Source organism: Shewanella sp. Isolate13, assembly GCF_022398325.1.
Classification (GTDB): domain Bacteria; phylum Pseudomonadota; class Gammaproteobacteria; order Enterobacterales; family Shewanellaceae; genus Shewanella.
The window spans coordinates 1-18,228 of the sequence record NZ_JAKEVD010000047.1; the positions used below are offsets into that span (position 1 = coordinate 1).

Consider the following 18,228-nt stretch of genomic DNA (forward strand, 5'->3'; position numbering starts at 1 on the left):
AGCTAAAATAAATAATCTTTTTCGAGTGATAAATACAAGCAAGCCGACATAAATAGTCGGCTTGTGATGATGCTTATTGTATTAATGATGAAGCGCACAAGGCTAACAATATAATATCAGCTATTTAATACTTGGTTGTAGCGCTCAAAGGCTGCGTCAAGATCGGCGATTAAGTCATCGACGTTCTCAAGGCCAATATGCAAACGTATAAGTGGCTTTGTGCTGTCCCAATGGGTCGCGGTGCGCAGTTTATCGATACCAAATACCCCTAAAATCAAGCTTTCAAATCCGCCCCAAGAGAAGCCCATCTTGAAGTGTTGCATATTTTCCACAAAGGCTGTAACCGATTTGATGTCACCTTGTTTGAGCACAAATGAGAACAAGCCGTTGGAGCCACTAAAATCACGTTTAAAAAACTCATGACCAGGACAAGACTCGAAAGCAGGATGGCGCAGGTGATCGACTTCTGGTCGGTTATTTAGCCAGTTGGCGATTTTAAGTGCATTTTGTTCATGTTGGGCTAAACGAATACCCAAGGTTCTTAGACCGCGGCTAGCAAGGTAAACATCATCGGGAGAGGTACACTGGCCGAGTAGGTAGCTATTTTCTCGCAATTGTTCCCAATGCTTCTCGTTTGCAGTTGCTGTGCCCATCATTACATCGGAGTGGCCAACAATGTACTTGGTCGCCGCTTGAATTGAAATATCGACGCCCATTTCAAAAGGGCGGCTATTAATTGGCGATGCCCAAGTATTGTCGAGCATCACAACGATGTCATGCTGGTGGGCAATACGACTTAGCGTTGGTACATCTTGCACTTCCATGGTGATAGAACCTGGAGACTCCAAGAACAGTACCTTAGTGTTTGGCCGAATTAAGGCTTCAATACCCTCACCTATCATAGGATCATAATAGGTAGTTTCGATGCCGTAGCCAGCCAGTAATTTATTACACAGATCGCGAGTGGGTTCATAGGCGCTATCGACCATCAACAGGTGGTCTCCTGCTTTTAAAAATGACAGCAGACTGTTACTGATGGCTGCGCTGCCTGATGGGTAGAGGGCGGTGCCTACACCACCTTCAAGCTCGGCGATGGCCGCTTGAAAGGCAAAATGAGTCGGGCCGCCGCGGCGACCATAGAACATCTCGCCATTAGCCTTATTCTTTGCGGCAAAGCGCATATCTTCTATGGTATCGAACACCATGGTGGAAGCGCGGTAAATGGGTGGGTTGATGACTCCTTGTGTCCATTTTCTATCGCGACCAAGACTGACTATTTGAGTTTCTTTTTTCATCGGGCGAATTCCATCAGTTTTTATTTTTAGCCATCTTAACATCTAAACGGCTAAAAAAAAGTGTCTATAAGAATAAGTGTCTATATTTTCATGATCCTTTTGTATTGCTTTCTGTATTGATTGACTAAGCTGTTTTCTACGCCATATTTGGTCTCATCTCATATTTACGACAGACTCTCTTTGCTCAATGGCAATCTAATTTTTATCTCAACACCAGTGATCTCACCAGACTTTTGCTGAACATTGCTAGCGCTTATCTGGCCTTGATGGAACTGACAGATCAATCGAGCGATATATAACCCTAGCCCTAAATGGGGCTTTTCTTGCGCTTTTTGTGGACGTACAGACACCATGGATTCAAAAATTTGCTCGGCCATATTTTCAGGGAGGGCGGGCCCTAGGTTACTGACGCATAGCTCGGCAAATTTGTTTTTTACTTTTAGTGAAACATGGATTGGGCTCTGTTCATGACTAAACTCTAATGCGTTAGCAATAAGTTTATCCATTAGTTGGGCGATATATTCTGGTACGCCAACAATGGGCGTTTCTTCGTTGATGATCTCTAGGCTGAATGTCTGATCCGGATAGGTCATTTGGTAGCCTTGCATGCAACCGCTGATGACTCTCTCCAATGGGAACACGGTTTTTTCAGCATGAGATAGGCTCTCCTCTAGGCGAGTTGCCTCGCTCATATTATTGAGGATCATGTTGAGGCGGTTAACCCCTTCTTGTGCCCGGTCAACATATTTTCGAGTGTCAGGGTTAAGCTCCTGCAACCCAAGATGTTCTAATGATGATCGTACCACGGCAACAGGTGTTCTAAGCTCGTGAGATAAGCGTGATGACATATTCTCTAAATAATGAGTGTATTGACTCAAGCGGCTGACAATACTGGCAAAGCTACGAGACAAATCACCAATCTCATCGCGGACTTTTGAGCCTTGAATTTCATTCTTTATTCGCCCTTGGCTATCGATGGCTTGCTCGGCCTCATCACGTAGTTTTCGGATACGACTAGAGATATTAGAGGCAAAGAAAAATAACGCCAAAGTGCCCATACTCATAATGGTTAAAATGACATTAAATAGTTTTTCTAAGGCTTTGTTTCTGAGGGTGCGAATACCATGGGTGGTCTCCTCAGCGATAACAACGCCCATAACCTTGTCATCGATCCAGATAGGACTAGCAGCTGCAAGTACCACAGCTTTGTTGTCGGGGGTGAGTCGCCAGGTGGAGCCTTGCTCGCCATTGAGTGCCTTAGAGATATGGCTACCTTGCAATACTGTCGAGTCTTGTAAGGAGTCGATAAAGTCTTTGGCCGGTATGGTGAGGATTTTATAGTAAAGCGGATGTAGGTATTTTCGCTTAAATTGCTCCCAAGTAGAGTTACTCTCTTTTTCTGTGGTTGAACGAGACCAAACGCTGTTATCGGAGCGAATATCGCCGGATTTTGCCAGTACGCGACCGTGTTTATCTACCACCCAAATTCGTGAGCTATTATGGCTCATACCTTTAATGATGCTTTCAATTTCTGGTGATGGCACCAGTACAGTGCCTAGTTTACTGACATCATCAATAGCCGAGGTGCCAACAACTGCATCCAAGGTACGGCTATTTTTATCGTTGACGTCATAAACGGCAAAGCCTAGCTTACTGCCTACCATATTAAGCGGGATCCGAACTTCGACATTGTAACCTTGCTCGGTCTTAGTCCATTTACCTTGAATTTTGACCTCTGGCGTCACTGGCTTAGTGAGACTGGGATCTTCTGGCAGTTCAAAAGCACTGATCCAACCGTCTTGAGTGGTGGCGATAATATAACGGCGGAACATGCCATCGGGAGCGAGCGTCGCAATAGCGATGTGGTCGTTTCTATCTATGCTGAGGCTGTTCTTGCCACGGTAGATCACATGGGGATCATTGACTTCGAAGAAGGCGTAAAGGTATCCCGCGTATTTTCCCACCATATGGGTAAAGCTAACTGCGAGGGGCTGGTTTTCATCGCGTTTATAGATCTGGTAGTCGCTGCCATAATTCAGCGCTCGGTGGCGGTAACTGCTCCAGTCCGACAACTTGCCATCGAGCTGAATTGGACCGGAAAGCGGGTAGGCATACAGATCGCGGCCTTTTTCGACCTGAGTCAAGAAGCTCGCTTGGCTGTCAAATAGCTTTGGTCGTTCGTGAAGCGCCGTTGCTAATGCCTGAGTCGTGCCCTCTAAGGTTTTTTCTTGACCGTGGCGCAGGTACTTCTCCATCTCCCACACGTACTGATACCCAAGCCAGGGCAGGCAGAGCAGAAACAGAGATAACACTGCGACTTTAGTGCGCAGACCTATGGGCAAATTAAACATGAATGAATGCCGTACCTAATTAATAACCTAAATGAAGTTAGTCACGTGGCGCCGTAAAGCGCCCCTTTGAAAATAAAAGAGAATTAACTGTGTGAATCCCAGCGATACCCCATGCCGTAGACGGTATCGATACAGTTAAAGTCGGGATCTTGGGCGATAAATTTCTTCCGAATTCGTTTTACATGGGAAGTAATGGTCGAGTCATCAACGAATATTTTTGCTTCCTGCATTAATTCTTGGCGTTGACGCACATGCCCAGGGCGTTTCGCCAGCGCATGCACCATCCAAAACTCGGTTACCGTGAGTTCAATCTGTATGCCACTCCAGCAGACCCGCATGCGATTAACATCTATGGTGAGCAGACCGTGCTCGATAATATGGCTATCATCGCTGCCGACATTTTTAAGATCCGAACGTCTAAATAGCGCTGCAAGTCTGGCGATAAGGTGGGGAAAGCTCACATCTTTACTCAAGTAATCATCCGCCCCGAGGCGAAGACCACAAACGGTATCAAAGTCACTATCACGGGCGGTTAAGAAAATAATAGGTAGAGTGCTCGACATGGCTCGTAGTGATTGACATAGAGTAAAGCCACCATCGATCTCATTTTCTAAACCAATATCGATAATTGCCAGATCCGGTAGACGTGTATTAAACGCCAGCATGGCTTCGGGCCTATTGGCATAGGCTTGTACGCAGTAACCTTGTTGCTGCAACACTTCTTTATAATTTTCTCTGATCGCAGCTTCATCTTCTACTATGGCAATTCGTTTCATGACTTCTTGTATTTGGTGTTAACTGTCTAATTGATTGTGACTATACAGGAAAATAATCGCGTTTAAAGATGCAAGCTGCGATTGCCATTTTGTTGCCACAATTGATATTCAATTTGCCACTTTTACTCCCCTTAAAAGCCATTTCACTGCGGTTTAATAGCTCCATCGAATAGATACAACTTCTTAAACCAAATTATGGCGATTAACCCCGCCAATTAAATAGCGATATAAAAGGGAACTACATATGAAAAAGCAACTTATCTCTAGTTTAGTTATCGGCGCCTTAGTGTTTTCGACTCACGCCTCTGCTGAGCAGGTTGTTGAATCTGATCGCAGTCACAATGAAGAATTAATTGGCCTAAGTTCGGGCATTGTTGTTGGGGCGATAGTCGGTGGACCAGTTGGTGCAATCATCGGCGGATTTACTGGCACCTTATTAGGTAAGTCTGTCGGAGACGATGATGAATTGAAAACCCAACAAGCCATGTTAACCGAGCGAGAGCAAGAGCTTGTCGAGTTAAATCAACAAAAGCAGTCGCTAGTTGAGTTATCAGATCAATATGAGCAGGCGCAGCAACAATTGACCACATTAAAGATGGCACAAGAGCAAAAGTTAACCGAATTGGCACTGGGGCTTAATGTGCAATTTAAAACGGGTTCATCTGTTATCGAACCGCATTTCCAACAACAGCTTAACGATATCGCCTATGCCATGTCGTTATCGCCTGAGCTAACTCTGGACCTTACCGGTTATGCTGACCGCCGTGGAGATGGTGATTATAACCAAGCTTTGTCTGAGCAGCGGGTCGCTGAAGTTAAAAACTATCTAGTTGAGCAGGGCGTTGCCGAAGAGCGTCTAAATAATCAGGCTTTTGGTGACTCCTCGCCATTGATGGCTGAGCAAAGCTTTGAGAACGACTTTTTCGATCGACGAGTGACACTGAAACTGCAAAACCAAAACAGTGCACTAGCTGCTAATGCGACTAAGTAGTAGCTAGAAAGAGAACATCAAGAGGAGTAACAGATGACTGTGTATTTATCAAAGCTAAGTCATCGCCAAGGAGGCCCCCGCTTGGGGGCTCTAATGGCAGCTAAAATCAACATGAAAGTGATGATGTTATCGATTTTTTGTTTGCTGTTACCAATGAATACAATGGCGATGATAGCGACAGAAACCTTTTCAATTGATGACGTTAAGCAGGGGAGCCTAGTGTTTGAGAACGCTCAAGGAGAGACAGCGTTGGCTCTACCAATGCAAACCGAGGTCAGTATGCAGGTTTCCGGTTGGATCAATCGTGTTTCTGTGCGCCACGAATTTAAAAATAATAGCAGTGACTGGGTTAATGGCGACTATCTATTCCCCTTACCTAATGAAGCGGCTGTTGATCAACTTAAGCTTCATATTGGCGATAGGGTGATAGAGGGACAAATTCAACCTAAAGCCAAGGCAAAGGCGATATTTGAACAAGCAAAAGCTCAGGGAAAAAAGGCCAGTTTACTTGAGCAAAGAAGGCCCAATATCTTTAGTACGAAAGTGGCTAATCTCGCCCCTAATGAATTGCTGATTGTGGAGCTGACCTATCAAGAAACTTTGGATTATCGTGACGGAGAGTTTAGTCTTCGCTTTCCTATGGTAGTGGCACCAAGGTACGCGCCTGAGCAAACTGCTAGTGTTTATAACGTAACAGCTAACGAAGCAAGAGCCCTAAGTGATGAGATAGGTCGTAGCACTAAGCCTGCTGAATATGCCAAGTATTACGCAAAACAAGAGCAAAGCTCATTTAATATTCACAATCAAGTTTCTGCTCTACGCCTAATATCTGAGGCAGGAAGAGTCTACCAGCGAGGCAATAACAATCGAATCAACTTGAAAGTGACTTTTGATAGCGCAATGCCCATTGAACAGATCCGCAGTCCCTATCACCAGATTAATGTGGATGTGGCGGAGGATGGCGGCGCGTTAGTCAGCTTACAAGGGGAGGCAATTGCGAATAGAGACTTCGTTTTGAGTTGGCAGCCTATTCAAGGTAGTGAGCCTACTGCAGCGGTGTTTTCTCAGGTAGGCAAAACACATGGCACTCATATTCCCTCGGTTTCTACGGAGTTGAACCTTACTCCCTCAAACTTAGCTCCATCAAAATCGGCAACTGAGCAGTCATCAGATATGGCAATGCCAGCACTACCTGCAAGTGACAAATATGCCCTAGTGATGCTGATACCACCTCAAGGGGCGACTCAGCATGATTTAGTAATCCCAAGGGAGTTGATCTTAGTCATCGACACCTCTGGTTCTATGTCTGGTGATGCCATTATACAAGCCAAAGCAGCCCTCAAATATGCTTTAGCAGGGTTAAGGCCTCAAGATAGCTTTAATATTTTGCAGTTTAATTCTGAGGTTGAAAAATGGTCCGATAGGGCAATGCACGCAACGGCAGTTAACCTAGGGCGAGCCCAAAATTATATTAATCGTTTGCAGGCTAATGGTGGCACCGAAATGTCGATTGCGCTCAATTCGGCGCTAAATATCGAAACTGGCATTGATAATAAAGAGCATGCTCCAAACAGGCTGCGCCAAGTGTTGTTTATTACCGATGGTGCGGTTGCGAATGAGGCGATGTTATTTGAGCAAATTGAGGCACAACTCGGTGAAAGTCGTTTGTTTACCATTGGGATAGGCGCCGCACCCAATGCCCACTTTATGCAAAGGGCTGCGCAATTAGGTCGCGGTACGTTTACCTATATTGGTAAGCTAGATGAGGTTAATCATAAAGTGGTGAGCCTACTTGAGAAGATAGAAAAGCCTCAGGTAACGGATGTGGATCTTAGGTTTAGCGATGGTAGCGTGCCAGATTATTGGCCTGTACGCATTCCCGATCTTTATGCCGATGAACCTCTATTGGTGGCCGTTAAGTTACCTAGCTATGTCAGTAATGACTTGTTAATTCAAGGTCAGTTAGCGGGGCAGTTTTGGCAGCGCAGATTATCCGTTAATGCCACTGAGCAAGCAAAAGGTTTAGATCTAGTTTGGGCTCGAAAGCAGATAGCGGCACTGGAACTAAGCAAACAGGGAGCCAATCGAGAGCGTGTTGAAAAACAGATCACCGCTATCGCAATGAACTTTCACATCATGAGTGCCTATACCAGTTTGGTGGCGGTAGATTTAACCCCTTCAAAGCCACAAGGTGTTGAGGCTAAGCTAGCCAAGGTGATGCAGCATTTGCCTCGTGGTTGGCAAGGCTCCCTACAAACTTTGCCCCAAACTGGTACTAATAGTTACGTGTTTATTATTTTTGGCTCGGTATTACTGCTACTTGCTGTGCTCTACCGTCTGTCCTTTCGTCGTCCAGAGATTAGTGAGGAAGGGCGGTGATAGGTTTTAGCGGTCAAAACATGAACTCACACCCTCGAACGGGGGGCGGTAATGGCCTCTGCTGGCGCTTCCATCGATACTTCCCCTGGCTGTTATTAGCTATGGGAGTGCTTTTACTTACTCAAGGAGGATATATGCAAGCTAAAGCACATTTTGCCCAGTTTCTTATTCAGCAAGCTTGGCAAAAAACACTCGAAGATCGTAAACCCCATAAACCTTGGTCGTGGGCCGACACCCATCCCGTTGCTAAGTTGGAGTTTTTATCGACGACTACAAGTCAGGGAGGACGACAATTACATGATAGAGATAATAGTGACAGTCTTTATGTCCTCTCGGGTGCAACGGGTCGAAACTTGGCCTTCGGTCCGGCATTAATGTTATCAAGTTCAGAATTTGATGACCAAGGTAATACGGTTATCGCTGGTCATAGAGATACTCACTTTGCTAGGCTTAACGGCATTAAAGTCGGACAGTTAATCCAGGTGCAAAGCGTTTCGGGTAAACGCAATTTATACCGAGTATTTGCAACGCAAGTGACCCATGAGTCAGATATGAGTGTGGTTCAAGACAGGGGAGAAAAGGAGTTAACCTTAGTGACTTGCTATCCATTTGGGGCCAATTTTTCCGGTGGCCCACTGCGGTTTGTGGTTAAGGCAGAACCTATTTAAGATTAACGACCTGCTTTTTGATAAAGTAGGTCGCTATTTCTATGACCAATTAGGGCTGAATGAAACCCACATGAACTCGAAATGACGTTTAACGTATTATTGGCATGACACGGTTTCGACCAAGGTGTTTTGCTTGATACAACTGGCTGTCGGCGCGATCAATTAACGAACCATGGCTATCGTTGACTCGATACTCGGCCACTCCAAAAGACGCGCTGATGTTGTTTATGGTTTCGCCTTTACGTCTATCTTTTAAGGTGAGTTTTTCTAAACTGCGGCGCATAGACTCAGCCAGTTGACGCGCACGTCTTAACTGGCTCTTAGGTACGATAAGCGCAAACTCTTCTCCACCAAAGCGATAAAGCTTGGTGCCGTCTTTACAGGCTTCAGTTAATCGTTTGGTAACTGCTTTTAGTACTTGATCGCCTAGCTGGTGGCCATAGGTGTCGTTAAATACCTTAAAGTGATCGATATCGGCGATGATCAGGCAGAGTCCTTGTGGCTGCTGCTCCAAGATCCCCTTAAGATCACTATCAAATGCACGGCGATTCAGTGAGCCAGTTAATGCGTCATAGTGCATATCATGCTCTGACTGTTTTAACTGTTCTTTTAGTGCATCAATTTCAGATTGCGCCTTAGCTAACTGGGCCGAAAAGTGCTGAGCACTGACGCGGATCTCATTGGAGTCTCGAACAAGGCCTTTAACAACGGCTAATACTTCTTCAATACTAAAGCCTTCATTTTCAATTTTATTTAGCTTGTCGTAATTATTACTTATCTTGTGGTGAAACTGGCTAGCATCGAGATTGGTATCTTTGAGTGACTGCGACAACTCTGTGACCATAGCATCGAGGTTAAGGCGCATATCGATCACATTTATAGCAGCAGGCTCAGCTAAGTACTCTCTATATAGGCGCTCACTATAGCTGGGAGGGCAAGTGTTATATTGGCCAACAATTTCATCTAAATGTCGGTTGAGTTTAGGACTTTTTTCATCGACATAGGCATACCATAATGCGTAGTTTGTTGGCGTAGTGGGGATTTGGTGCTTAAGCATTAGAGGAATGGCTTTTTTCAACTTTAATGCCGATTCCTTTAGCAGTGGATTAGCCATTGCAGTGCCTTAATTGCGTATTAGTTTTTGGTTTTATTGTTTGTATTCATTCATGCATGCAAGTGAGTAGCTGACACCATTATGCATTTTTATGAGCCATTCTATTATGTTTTGCGCCGATACAGAACTTTAAAAAAAGCCTAAACAGAACACTAATAATGATCCGAACCACAAAGCCAATGGCGAGAGAATAAGCATGTAACTGTTACCTTGATTATCTCCTTAACTTCCTGAATGAGCTAAATAGTTTTGTTTAGGCAGTGCTGATTTAAAAGTGATAACTGACCGAAAGCATAGGTCCGATAAAACTGTAATAGATGTTGTAATCGGCAATCTTGATATCGGCGTCAGTAACCGTTGATGTATATTCAACGTCAACTTCGTAGTAGTTAAAGGCTGCGGTCATATACCAGTTCTCACTGATAGCCGCCTCAACGCCCATTCTTACATCGACTAACCCACCCTTAAGATCGTCCAATTTGATATAAAAATACTGTGCATGGCCATTGAGTTTAAAACCGGGATAAAATTCATAGGAGCCATAGACGCCAATATCGGGTAGCGGTGCGGTGAGCTTTTCATCCACCACCTTAGGGATCTCAACCGTATCGGGGCAGCGAGCTTCAGTGGCGATATCACAGATCCCTATGTCCCCCTTAAATGCGGTTTTTATAAACATGGCATGTAAGCCTACTGAAACACCCACATCATAGTTATGGCCTTGCCATATATCGTAACCATAACCGACTCGCATAATATCGATATTTAAAGTGGTATCTAATGATATGCCAGCCTTAATATCGTAGGTGGTATCATCCCAGGTAAATTGAAATGGCTTTTCAACTGACTGAACTAAGGCGTTACGGTGCAACTGCTTCCAATCGACATACAAGGTGTGTCGATCGTTAAAGTGATGAGAAAACTCGAAGAAAGGTAAAAATTGAGACTCTTCTAATTTTAGGTCTGACTCGAAATCCAGTACGAATTCATTGCCTAAAATAGGATCATTAACATCAATGGTTGAGTCAGTATTAGCATAAAAGCCACCGATTCGGATAACTGTACTGCTATCTGCAAAAGTTACTGGACTCGCGATCAAAGCCATAGTGACGGCGCTGCGAATGATGAAACTTTTAACCATTAAAAGTGACTCCGTGTTTTTTATTCTTATTAGGACTAAATAAATAGTGCTTTTATTATTTTTTCTAGCATAGCAGGATCTATATGGATGTGAATAATTTGTTTCAAAAAATGTGCGGTTTATTTGATCTGATGCAGCAAAGATGTTGTTGGTGAAGGATGTTATTTGCAGTGGTTTGGTCAACTTTTAATCGAGCATGATTATTCAGCTTGAAGGTATAGCACTCATAATAAGAAAGAGAGCTACCAGAGTGTGTTTGGCAATTCGTTGCCTAGCCCATAAGCGTTAAACACTTGCTGAGCGATATCCCCTCTACTGATTGCTTTAGCGCAGGGGTAAGTGAGCGCCCATTTAATGGGGATTAAGCGCTAAATAAGACTTAGCGCTTATGGTTTTTTAGTTGTGAAGGAGGGATCTGTTAAAACAGTTTGGGAAGAAGAATGAGTGCCCAAGTTAACCCACAAAAAGTAAGGCTCATAAACACGGCCGCAGAAGCGATATCTTTCGCTTGACCGCTCAAGGAATGGTGCTCACTGCTAATTCTATCGACAACAGCTTCGATCGCTGAATTTAACAGCTCGACAATCAACACTAAAAATAAGCCTAACAGGAGTAAAACGCGTTCTACCGTCGTCACATCCACCAAAAGTGCGATAGGCAGCATAATTGCCGCTAACATCAACTCTTGCCTAAACGCCGCTTCATGCTGCCATGCCAATTTTAGGCCCTGCATTGAAAATCCTGTGGCCCTGATTATGCGCTTTATTCCGTGATTATTAGCAGGTTTCATAGCATTCCAAAATAGTATTCATAATAGTGTTTACTCGTGGATGATAGTCATCCGATAACAATATCTTTAGCTAGATAACTAAAAATTTGTCACGGAGTATATCATGTTCCTTTTTTGATTTAATTCAAAATGCCCAACCTATTGTTTGTGGCTATTAACTCGTCTATGACCTTGAATGTAGCGAGTTATAGTCATTCCGACTAGACTTAAGCGTCTGCGAGTTAGATCTATTGACGATAGAGCATAAGCACAGGATGTGCGGAAGCAAACAAGGAGTAAGGTATATGTTATCGAGACAGTTCATCGGATTTTTATTCTGGTTACTTTTGGCTTACCTTGGCAGCATCGACAGAATTTACGCCGAAGAGCTGCATGATAAAAGCCCTGATAAACCCTCTATTCAGTTAGCCTCAACGTTGCAAAAGCCTGTGGCCGATATTACCGAATATCTAGTCAGTGAAAAGCTTGATGGTGTAAGAGGTTATTGGGATGGCAAATCGATGCACAGTCGTTCCGGCCGAGAAATAGCTGCGCCAGCTTGGTTTGTTAAAGATTTTCCTAACTATCCGTTAGATGGCGAGCTATGGATTAAACGAGGAGCATTCGAGCAAGTATCAGCGATAGTCAGAAAATCCCAAGCGAGTAAGGCTGAGTGGCAAACGGTCAAATTTATGGTGTTTGATTTGCCTGACGAGGCTAGCGTTTTTGAATTACGTTACCGTAAGGCGCTCAAGGAATTAAGCCATATTAGCCCATACTTAAAGGTCATCACCCAATATCAGCTTGAAAATTACCACGTACTTGATACTGACTTGCAAGAGGTGGTTGCAAAAGGCGGGGAAGGGCTCATGTTGCATAAGAAAAGTGCCTTTTATAAAGCGGGTCGCAGTAACGATATCGTTAAAGTAAAGCCTTTTTATGATGCCGAAGCAAAGGTCATTGGTTATACGCAAGGTAAGGGGCGCTTTAGTGGCATGATGGGGGCGCTGATCGTTAAAAACGAACAGGGAGTAATATTTAACTTAGGAACGGGGTTCACGTTAGCTCAAAGGCAAAGCCCGCCAAGAATTGGCAGCTTAGTGACCTATAAATACTACGGGTTGACGCAAAAAGGTACACCAAGGTTTGCTAGTTTTTTGCGAGTAAGGCAAGCACAGTAATCTAACACACAATAAAAAGTCAGGCTCAATAATATTTGAACCTGACTTTTGTCAATTAAGTTGTGTTAAAGCACTTGAAGAACGTCTTCCATAGCAAGGCGTGATTTAGGTAGCGCAGCGTTATAGTCTTCTTCACTGTGGTGATAACCCATGGCCAGAGCAACATCACATTGGTAACCACCTAACTCTTCTTTGAAGATTTCACCGATTAACTCGTTATCAACACCTTCCATTGTGGTGGAGTCTATTCCTAATCGAGCAAGGGTATGTAGTGTATTGCCTAAGGCTAAATAGGTTTGAGATTTGGTCCAAGCAGCATTGTTACCAGCCTCATCAGTGTTTAGCTCTACGAAAGCATAGGCGCCAAATGCCTGCTCTCTGTCTTCAGCTCCCATACGTCCGTCGCTAATACCTTTGTCAATCACCTTGGCGTAATCGTCACGAGTGTATTTAGGGTTGTGAGCGAAGAGCACAATGTGCGATGCAGACTTAATATGAGGTTGGTTAAATTGAAACTTGTTGGCGAACGTATCATGCATACGTTGCTTAGCTTCATCGCTTTCAATTACGATGAACTTCCAAGGTTGTGAATTGATAGATGAAGCCGAAAGGCTCATTGCTTGATAGATCACATCAAGATCAGCTTGAGGAATACGCTTAGAAGCATCATAACGTTTTGTGGTGTAACGGCTTTCAAGATCGGCAATAATTGGGTGAGTCATTTCAGTATCCTAATGTGGCTTGGGGAGCAATAATTTAGTGGCTGCTATCCTACCTGTATCTTATGCATGGAAATAGTGTTTGCATATTGATTTATTATCAAAATTATTTTGGTAATGAGCGTTTATTGTGTCGCTTTAGCTATATAGAATTTGCGCATGATATTGTTAAGTCACTGACTGCTCGCAGCGGTTAATTGGGGCATACGATGATGAATCCATAGCGTATGCCCCATCGACAGGTTGGGCTCTGTTTCTAGACTTCAGGTATTATCTTATTAACTGATAAGTTTAACTGCCACAGCCATCAGAACTCCTGGAGTTGATATAGCGAACATCTTTAGCTCTGTCATAGTTGACAGGATCGAGCGTGTCATGCTTTTTGATGAATTGATAAAGCATATCTGCATCAATAAAGCCTGTGTCTCTCGCCTTTTCCTTCAACTTGGGATACTTATTACCGCCCGCAGCGTTATAGCTAGGGAGGGTAAATCGATATTTATCAGTGAGTTTGAATGGCTTGCCTCCAACAGTTTTGATGTCGACATCTTTAGCTTTACAGTCAACAATCATCTTGATGCCGCTGAAGTGGGCAAAGCCTCCGGAGCCACGAGTCTTAAGCGCAACCCTAGACAAATACTTCTTCAGTTCTGCCCCGTTCATCTCTGTCACCGTTACACTGTTAGAAAAAGGCTGCACCTTAAGCACATCACGATAGCGAATAGGCCCTTTTTTTATGGTGGCGCGAATACCACCTGAGTTCATGATCCCAAAATCTGCGGGGATAGGAAGCTGAGTTTGAGCGTGCGCAATCATCATCCCCAGAGGCGTAGCTTGGTAACGAACAACCTTACGCTTACCAATGAAGTCCGCCTTTGCAACGCCAATCTGCTCTCTCAACTTCAGCTGTCCATTACGCTGATAAGGGCGAAGCAGTTCAAGAGTCTCCTTATCCTTAGGAGTTAGCATATGAGGAGGATAGTAAGAACCAAACTTGGTTTCCGTATTCACCGGTACCAACTCGTAGTTTGCCAAGTGTAGCTTACCGCCATAGTATTCAAAATCGGCACGACCAACGAACTTGCCCCATTCGTAGGCTTGCATGATCCAAGTGCCATTTTGACGATCAGGCCTACAAGGCTCATCTCGACCGTAATCTTCTACGTACTCACCAGTGTCACCTTCCATACAAACTGGCAACTGTGAATGTCCGCCAATGATTGCTTGGATCTGACCTGGCTTTAGGCTTTTAGCTAGAGCAACATCACCAGGCGCGTTACTACCATGTTTACCATTTTCATAGTGCCCCATATGGGTGAGACCAAAAACAAGATCCGGTTGATGCTTCTCTTCCAACTCTGCCAAAATATTTTTGGCCTCAGCTTGAGCAGAAGTGAATTTAAGATCTTTTACGAATTCTGGGTTACCTATCTCAGCGGTATGCTCGGTAGTCAGGCCGACTACGGCTAGTTTCAAGCCTTGAATCTCGAATAACGTGTAGGGTTCGAAATAGCGTTGCCATTCACCATCTACTTGGCGATAGATGTTGGCCGATAACCAAGGAAATTTTGACCAGCCTCTCTGCTTATCCATGACCGTTAATGGATTATCAAACTCATGGTTACCCACGGCCATGGCATCATAACCAAGGTGGTTCATGCCGATAAAATCAGGTTCGGCGTCTTGCAGATCAGATTCTGGTACGCCAGTGTTAATATCGCCACCTGAGAGCAGTAACGTTTCCCCCCCTTGCTCTGTGACTTCTTTGCGAATTTGGTCGAGAATGGTTTTTCGCGCGGCCATACCATACTCACCTCTAGAGCCTTGCCAAAAACGGCCGTGGTGATCATTGGTATGAAGCAAGGTGAAGCGCTTGCAGTCATCACCAGCAGCTTGACAGGCGATAGATGCTGTCGTCTTAGGTGGCTCTTCCACCTTTTCCTTACCACAGCCGCTCAATGTTAACGTTAGAGCGATAGCTGATCCGGTAAGAAGTAGGCTAGAAGGACGGAGTGAAGTATTCATAATAATCCTTCAAAATTATTCAGATAATCGTTGTCATTTGCCCTAATGGCTGATTTCTCATTCTGAATTCAACGCGCAAAAGGCGAGATGTAAACAACGTCTGTAAAGTTAAAAAAGCAGCACTCAGAGCGCTCCCAGTGCTGCTTTTTATAGGCTTAACTGATGATTAGCCTTGGCGGCGACGCCACCACATTAGAGGTAGCAGTAGAGTCATAAGGCCACCTAAACTACCCGCCCCATCAGGCTTAGTCCAACCAGTTTCTTCGGTGTTTTTCACCTCAATGCTAACAGACTTGCTGACGCTTTCTTCGTCAACGGTTGCCGTGAGTTCAAACACAAGAACTTGATCAATACTTACGCTAGGTGCGGTTACATCAAGTGTCAGGCCTGTAGCGGTAAACACTGCCGTGTTTCCAGATACCTGCTTCCAACTGTAGCTCGTGTCCTCTGGAGCATCCACAACAGTCGCTGTGATAGACGTTTCATCACCTTCAGTCAGCTGGGTGTTGCCAGCAAACGTCACATCTAAAGTCAGAGGCACGTTAGTCACGAGCAGGCTAACAGCTTTAGTTGTTTCCAAAGTACCGTCGCTGATGGTCAAGATAAAGTTCAAAGTCTCGTCCGCTTTAACCATTGGCGCAGTCAGAGACAATATCGCCTTGTCGCTAACAAGGGTCTTTTCTTCACCAACAATCTGCTCCCACTTGTACGTAAGAGCAACACCTTCACCAGCTGTAATTTCAGAAGCATCGATGGTATATGCAGCCCCTTCATTTACGCTCTCAGGAGTTACAATATCACCTTCGACTATCAAACCAGGGTTTGGATCGTCGCCACAGGCTGCACCATACACTTGCTGCACTAACTCAGGGCGGTCAATGAAGGGGTTACGGTTACCCTGATATTTATATACTTGGTTGTTACGGTTTTGCTCGTAGCTATCAACAGCGTCTAACTTATTCCAAGCATACAGAGTACAAAGCGTACCGATTAGCGGTTCGCTATCCTCGGCAGTAGTCGTTAGACGATCAACTGCAATTAGATCAGGCATATTGGTTGTAGCTGTATCGGTACCCTGATAACGAGTATCCATATACATGATCATACGAGCTACGTCGCCTTTCACCTCATCGCGAGGCTCCCAGCAGTCCGTAGTTTTGTCTAGGTAGTTACCCGTACCTTGACCGTTGAATAGAACCTCTTCACCAGTGTCGCTACACGCACCAAAGTCATTATTGCTTCGTGCAGTGTTGATCCCAGGATCTGCGGGGCGAAGGTGGTGGGCATCGGTATAGCCCCATTGAGTGTCGCTAGGGAAACCATGGCTTTTGGCCCAAACGTGCTCTCGGTTCCACTTACCAGCACCGCTACCACTCGTTTGGTTGTCGTACTTAGAAATAGAGGCACCCGTGTAGATCTCAATAACATTCTTATCATTGTCAGGATCTTGGTCAGCGTGGGTCAGTGTACTCCAAACCTGCTTATAGGTCAGATACTTGTGATCTTTCGCAATGATGACTGACAAGGCGTTCTTAAGCTCATCTGCATTGGCAAAATCGCCACTTAATACATCAGAGTAATAGATTTCAGCATTGAATGTAGTAGGGTCGGCAACCGGAGTCAGAGTCTCGCAATTAGTGCAAGGACCTGTTTCTGGCTCAGGCTCAGGAGGCGTAACTGAGCCATCACAGGCACTCTCACCAGCACAACCAAGACCGTCAGAGGTATCGACATCGAATACAGCCCACTGGTTGTTGGCTCCAGGGAAATCGGCTTCGGCAACAGTGTCACCAGTATTGACATTGTCTTTACGACGTAGCGTCTTATTCGCCGTGGAGAAATTTGCATCGTTTGGATCAGTCCAAGCAGAGCCCGGATCTTCACCACGCTTACCGAAGCGATCGATAACCACGTCGTCTTTGGTTAATACCAGAGCATCGTCACCGTTGAAGTATGTTACGGTAGAAGCGCTGCCTACTTTGAACTCATCAGCTGCACTAGCATTATGGAAAACAATACTCTTTCCCGGCTCCAGAGTGCCCGTCAGTGTCTCGGTATTACCTGGATCTGTTTTACCGTTGCCAAATAGCGTCAGTTTGTAAACATTGGCATCCAGATCAATGGCTGTACCACCTACGTTGGAGATTTCAATCGCTTTGTTACTGCTGCTGCCTTCGACATACTCGGTAATCAAGAGTAAGCCTGGAGTGGCTTCTGCGCTACAAGCGCTTTCACCTGTGCAGCCAAGGCCATCAGACGTGTCAGTATCAAACACTACCCACTGGTCATCACTTGGGAAGGCTGCACCAGCATCGGTATCACCTGTGGTAACACTGGTTTTGCGACGAAGCGTCTTATTAGCACTGGAGAAATCGGGGTTATTTGTATCGGTCCAAGCCGAACCTGGGTCCTCACCCAATTTACCAAAACGATCGATCACGGCATCATCCTTGGTTAACACAATGGCATCATCGCCATTGAACCAGGTAATCTCAGATGCAGTGCCGACCTTAAAGCCATCGCCGGCACTAGAGTTGTGGTAGACAATGCTCTTACCGGCATCCAGTGTGCCGCTCAACGTTTCAGTCTTTCCAACTGTCGTTTTGCCGTTGAAGTAAAGGCTTAGCTTGTAAACGTTGGCATCCAGATCTATGGTGCTGCCGCCTACATTGGATATCTCCAGCGCTTTATTGCTGCTGCTACCTTCTATGTACTCAGTAATAACTAGATTAGCATTGGCGGCGGTGGAAAGGGTGCCCAAAAACATGGCAGTCGCTGTGGCAACTGCACTTATTTTAATTCTCATAATGTTATCTCTT

General features: G+C 44.8%; 13 protein-coding genes. 4 read left to right on the forward strand and 9 right to left on the reverse strand.

Annotation, left to right across the window (positions count from 1 at the left end):
- Nucleotides 1–116 precede the first annotated feature (116 nt).
- The 3 genes from L1D44_RS19780 to pdsR all read right to left on the reverse strand — a co-directional run bounded on the left by L1D44_RS19780 (nt 117) and on the right by pdsR (nt 4,422).
- Nucleotides 117–1,295, reverse strand: coding sequence for a cystathionine beta-lyase (locus tag L1D44_RS19780; RefSeq protein WP_239892986.1), 1,179 nt, complete (start codon nt 1,293–1,295; stop codon nt 117–119).
- A 164-nt stretch (nt 1,296–1,459) separates the two neighbouring features.
- Nucleotides 1,460–3,646 carry a proteobacterial dedicated sortase system histidine kinase gene (gene pdsS / locus L1D44_RS19785; RefSeq protein ID WP_239892987.1) on the reverse strand — a complete coding sequence of 729 codons (2,187 nt, stop codon included), beginning with the start codon at nt 3,644–3,646 and terminating at the stop codon, nt 1,460–1,462.
- Nucleotides 3,647–3,729: 83 nt separating this feature from the next.
- On the reverse strand, nt 3,730–4,422 hold the full coding sequence (gene pdsR, locus L1D44_RS19790) for a proteobacterial dedicated sortase system response regulator (RefSeq protein WP_239892988.1): 693 nt from the start codon (nt 4,420–4,422) through the stop codon (nt 3,730–3,732).
- Nucleotides 4,423–4,666: 244 nt separating this feature from the next.
- On the opposite strand from pdsR, the gene pdsO reads away from it, so the two are divergent.
- The 3 genes from pdsO to L1D44_RS19805 all read left to right on the forward strand — a co-directional run bounded on the left by pdsO (nt 4,667) and on the right by L1D44_RS19805 (nt 8,460).
- On the forward strand, nt 4,667–5,413 hold the full coding sequence (gene pdsO / locus L1D44_RS19795) for a sortase-associated OmpA-like protein PdsO (protein ID WP_239892989.1): 747 nt from the start codon (nt 4,667–4,669) through the stop codon (nt 5,411–5,413).
- 93 nt (nt 5,414–5,506) lie between these two features.
- Nucleotides 5,507–7,792 carry a marine proteobacterial sortase target protein gene (locus L1D44_RS19800; RefSeq protein WP_239892990.1) on the forward strand — a complete coding sequence of 762 codons (2,286 nt, stop codon included), beginning with the start codon at nt 5,507–5,509 and terminating at the stop codon, nt 7,790–7,792.
- A 101-nt stretch (nt 7,793–7,893) separates the two neighbouring features.
- On the forward strand, nt 7,894–8,460 hold the full coding sequence (locus tag L1D44_RS19805; RefSeq protein WP_259649673.1) for a class GN sortase: 567 nt from the start codon (nt 7,894–7,896) through the stop codon (nt 8,458–8,460).
- A gap of 88 nt (nt 8,461–8,548) precedes the next feature.
- Here L1D44_RS19805 and L1D44_RS19810 read toward each other — a convergent pair whose 3' ends face one another.
- The 3 genes from L1D44_RS19810 to L1D44_RS19820 form a co-directional block, all read right to left on the reverse strand.
- The gene (locus L1D44_RS19810; protein ID WP_239892992.1) at nt 8,549–9,574 is read right to left on the reverse strand and encodes a GGDEF domain-containing protein; all 1,026 of its coding nucleotides are present in this window, start codon (nt 9,572–9,574) and stop codon (nt 8,549–8,551) included.
- A 268-nt stretch (nt 9,575–9,842) separates the two neighbouring features.
- Entirely contained in the window at nt 9,843–10,715 is an 873-nt protein-coding gene (locus L1D44_RS19815; RefSeq protein ID WP_239892993.1) for a hypothetical protein, read from the reverse strand.
- A gap of 418 nt (nt 10,716–11,133) precedes the next feature.
- Nucleotides 11,134–11,505, reverse strand: a complete 372-nt coding sequence (locus tag L1D44_RS19820) for a diacylglycerol kinase (protein ID WP_239892994.1) — start codon at nt 11,503–11,505, stop codon at nt 11,134–11,136.
- 284 nt (nt 11,506–11,789) lie between these two features.
- Between L1D44_RS19820 and L1D44_RS19825 the strand changes: the two genes are divergently transcribed.
- Entirely contained in the window at nt 11,790–12,665 is an 876-nt protein-coding gene (locus L1D44_RS19825) for a DNA ligase (protein WP_239892995.1), read from the forward strand.
- 65 nt (nt 12,666–12,730) lie between these two features.
- Here the strand turns inward: L1D44_RS19825 and L1D44_RS19830 are convergent, their stop codons facing one another.
- From L1D44_RS19830 to L1D44_RS19840, 3 genes are all read right to left on the reverse strand, one after another.
- Nucleotides 12,731–13,387, reverse strand: a complete 657-nt coding sequence (locus L1D44_RS19830; protein ID WP_239892996.1) for a nitroreductase family protein — start codon at nt 13,385–13,387, stop codon at nt 12,731–12,733.
- A 288-nt stretch (nt 13,388–13,675) separates the two neighbouring features.
- The gene (gene ushA / locus L1D44_RS19835) at nt 13,676–15,409 is read right to left on the reverse strand and encodes a bifunctional UDP-sugar hydrolase/5'-nucleotidase UshA (RefSeq protein ID WP_239892997.1); all 1,734 of its coding nucleotides are present in this window, start codon (nt 15,407–15,409) and stop codon (nt 13,676–13,678) included.
- A gap of 166 nt (nt 15,410–15,575) precedes the next feature.
- Nucleotides 15,576–18,215: an endonuclease gene (locus L1D44_RS19840; protein WP_239892998.1), complete on the reverse strand. Its 2,640-nt coding sequence runs from the start codon at nt 18,213–18,215 to the stop codon at nt 15,576–15,578.
- Between the last annotated feature and the right edge of the window lie 13 nt (nt 18,216–18,228).

Bases quoted from the DNA above. Each gene is read 5' to 3' on its own strand.
- ushA (WP_239892997.1), bottom strand. From the start codon at position 15,409: ATGAATACTTCACTCCGTCCTTCTAGCCTACTTCTTACCGGATCAGCT.
- L1D44_RS19820 (WP_239892994.1), bottom strand. From the start codon at position 11,505: ATGAAACCTGCTAATAATCACGGAATAAAGCGCATAATCAGGGCCACA.
- L1D44_RS19830 (WP_239892996.1), bottom strand. From the start codon at position 13,387: ATGACTCACCCAATTATTGCCGATCTTGAAAGCCGTTACACCACAAAA.
- pdsO (WP_239892989.1), top strand. From the start codon at position 4,667: ATGAAAAAGCAACTTATCTCTAGTTTAGTTATCGGCGCCTTAGTGTTT.
- L1D44_RS19825 (WP_239892995.1), top strand. From the start codon at position 11,790: ATGTTATCGAGACAGTTCATCGGATTTTTATTCTGGTTACTTTTGGCT.
- pdsR (WP_239892988.1), bottom strand. From the start codon at position 4,422: ATGAAACGAATTGCCATAGTAGAAGATGAAGCTGCGATCAGAGAAAAT.
- L1D44_RS19780 (WP_239892986.1), bottom strand. From the start codon at position 1,295: ATGAAAAAAGAAACTCAAATAGTCAGTCTTGGTCGCGATAGAAAATGG.
- L1D44_RS19810 (WP_239892992.1), bottom strand. From the start codon at position 9,574: ATGGCTAATCCACTGCTAAAGGAATCGGCATTAAAGTTGAAAAAAGCC.
- L1D44_RS19815 (WP_239892993.1), bottom strand. From the start codon at position 10,715: ATGGTTAAAAGTTTCATCATTCGCAGCGCCGTCACTATGGCTTTGATC.
- L1D44_RS19800 (WP_239892990.1), top strand. From the start codon at position 5,507: ATGGCAGCTAAAATCAACATGAAAGTGATGATGTTATCGATTTTTTGT.
- L1D44_RS19805 (WP_259649673.1), top strand. From the start codon at position 7,894: ATGGGAGTGCTTTTACTTACTCAAGGAGGATATATGCAAGCTAAAGCA.
- L1D44_RS19840 (WP_239892998.1), bottom strand. From the start codon at position 18,215: ATGAGAATTAAAATAAGTGCAGTTGCCACAGCGACTGCCATGTTTTTG.
- pdsS (WP_239892987.1), bottom strand. From the start codon at position 3,646: ATGTTTAATTTGCCCATAGGTCTGCGCACTAAAGTCGCAGTGTTATCT.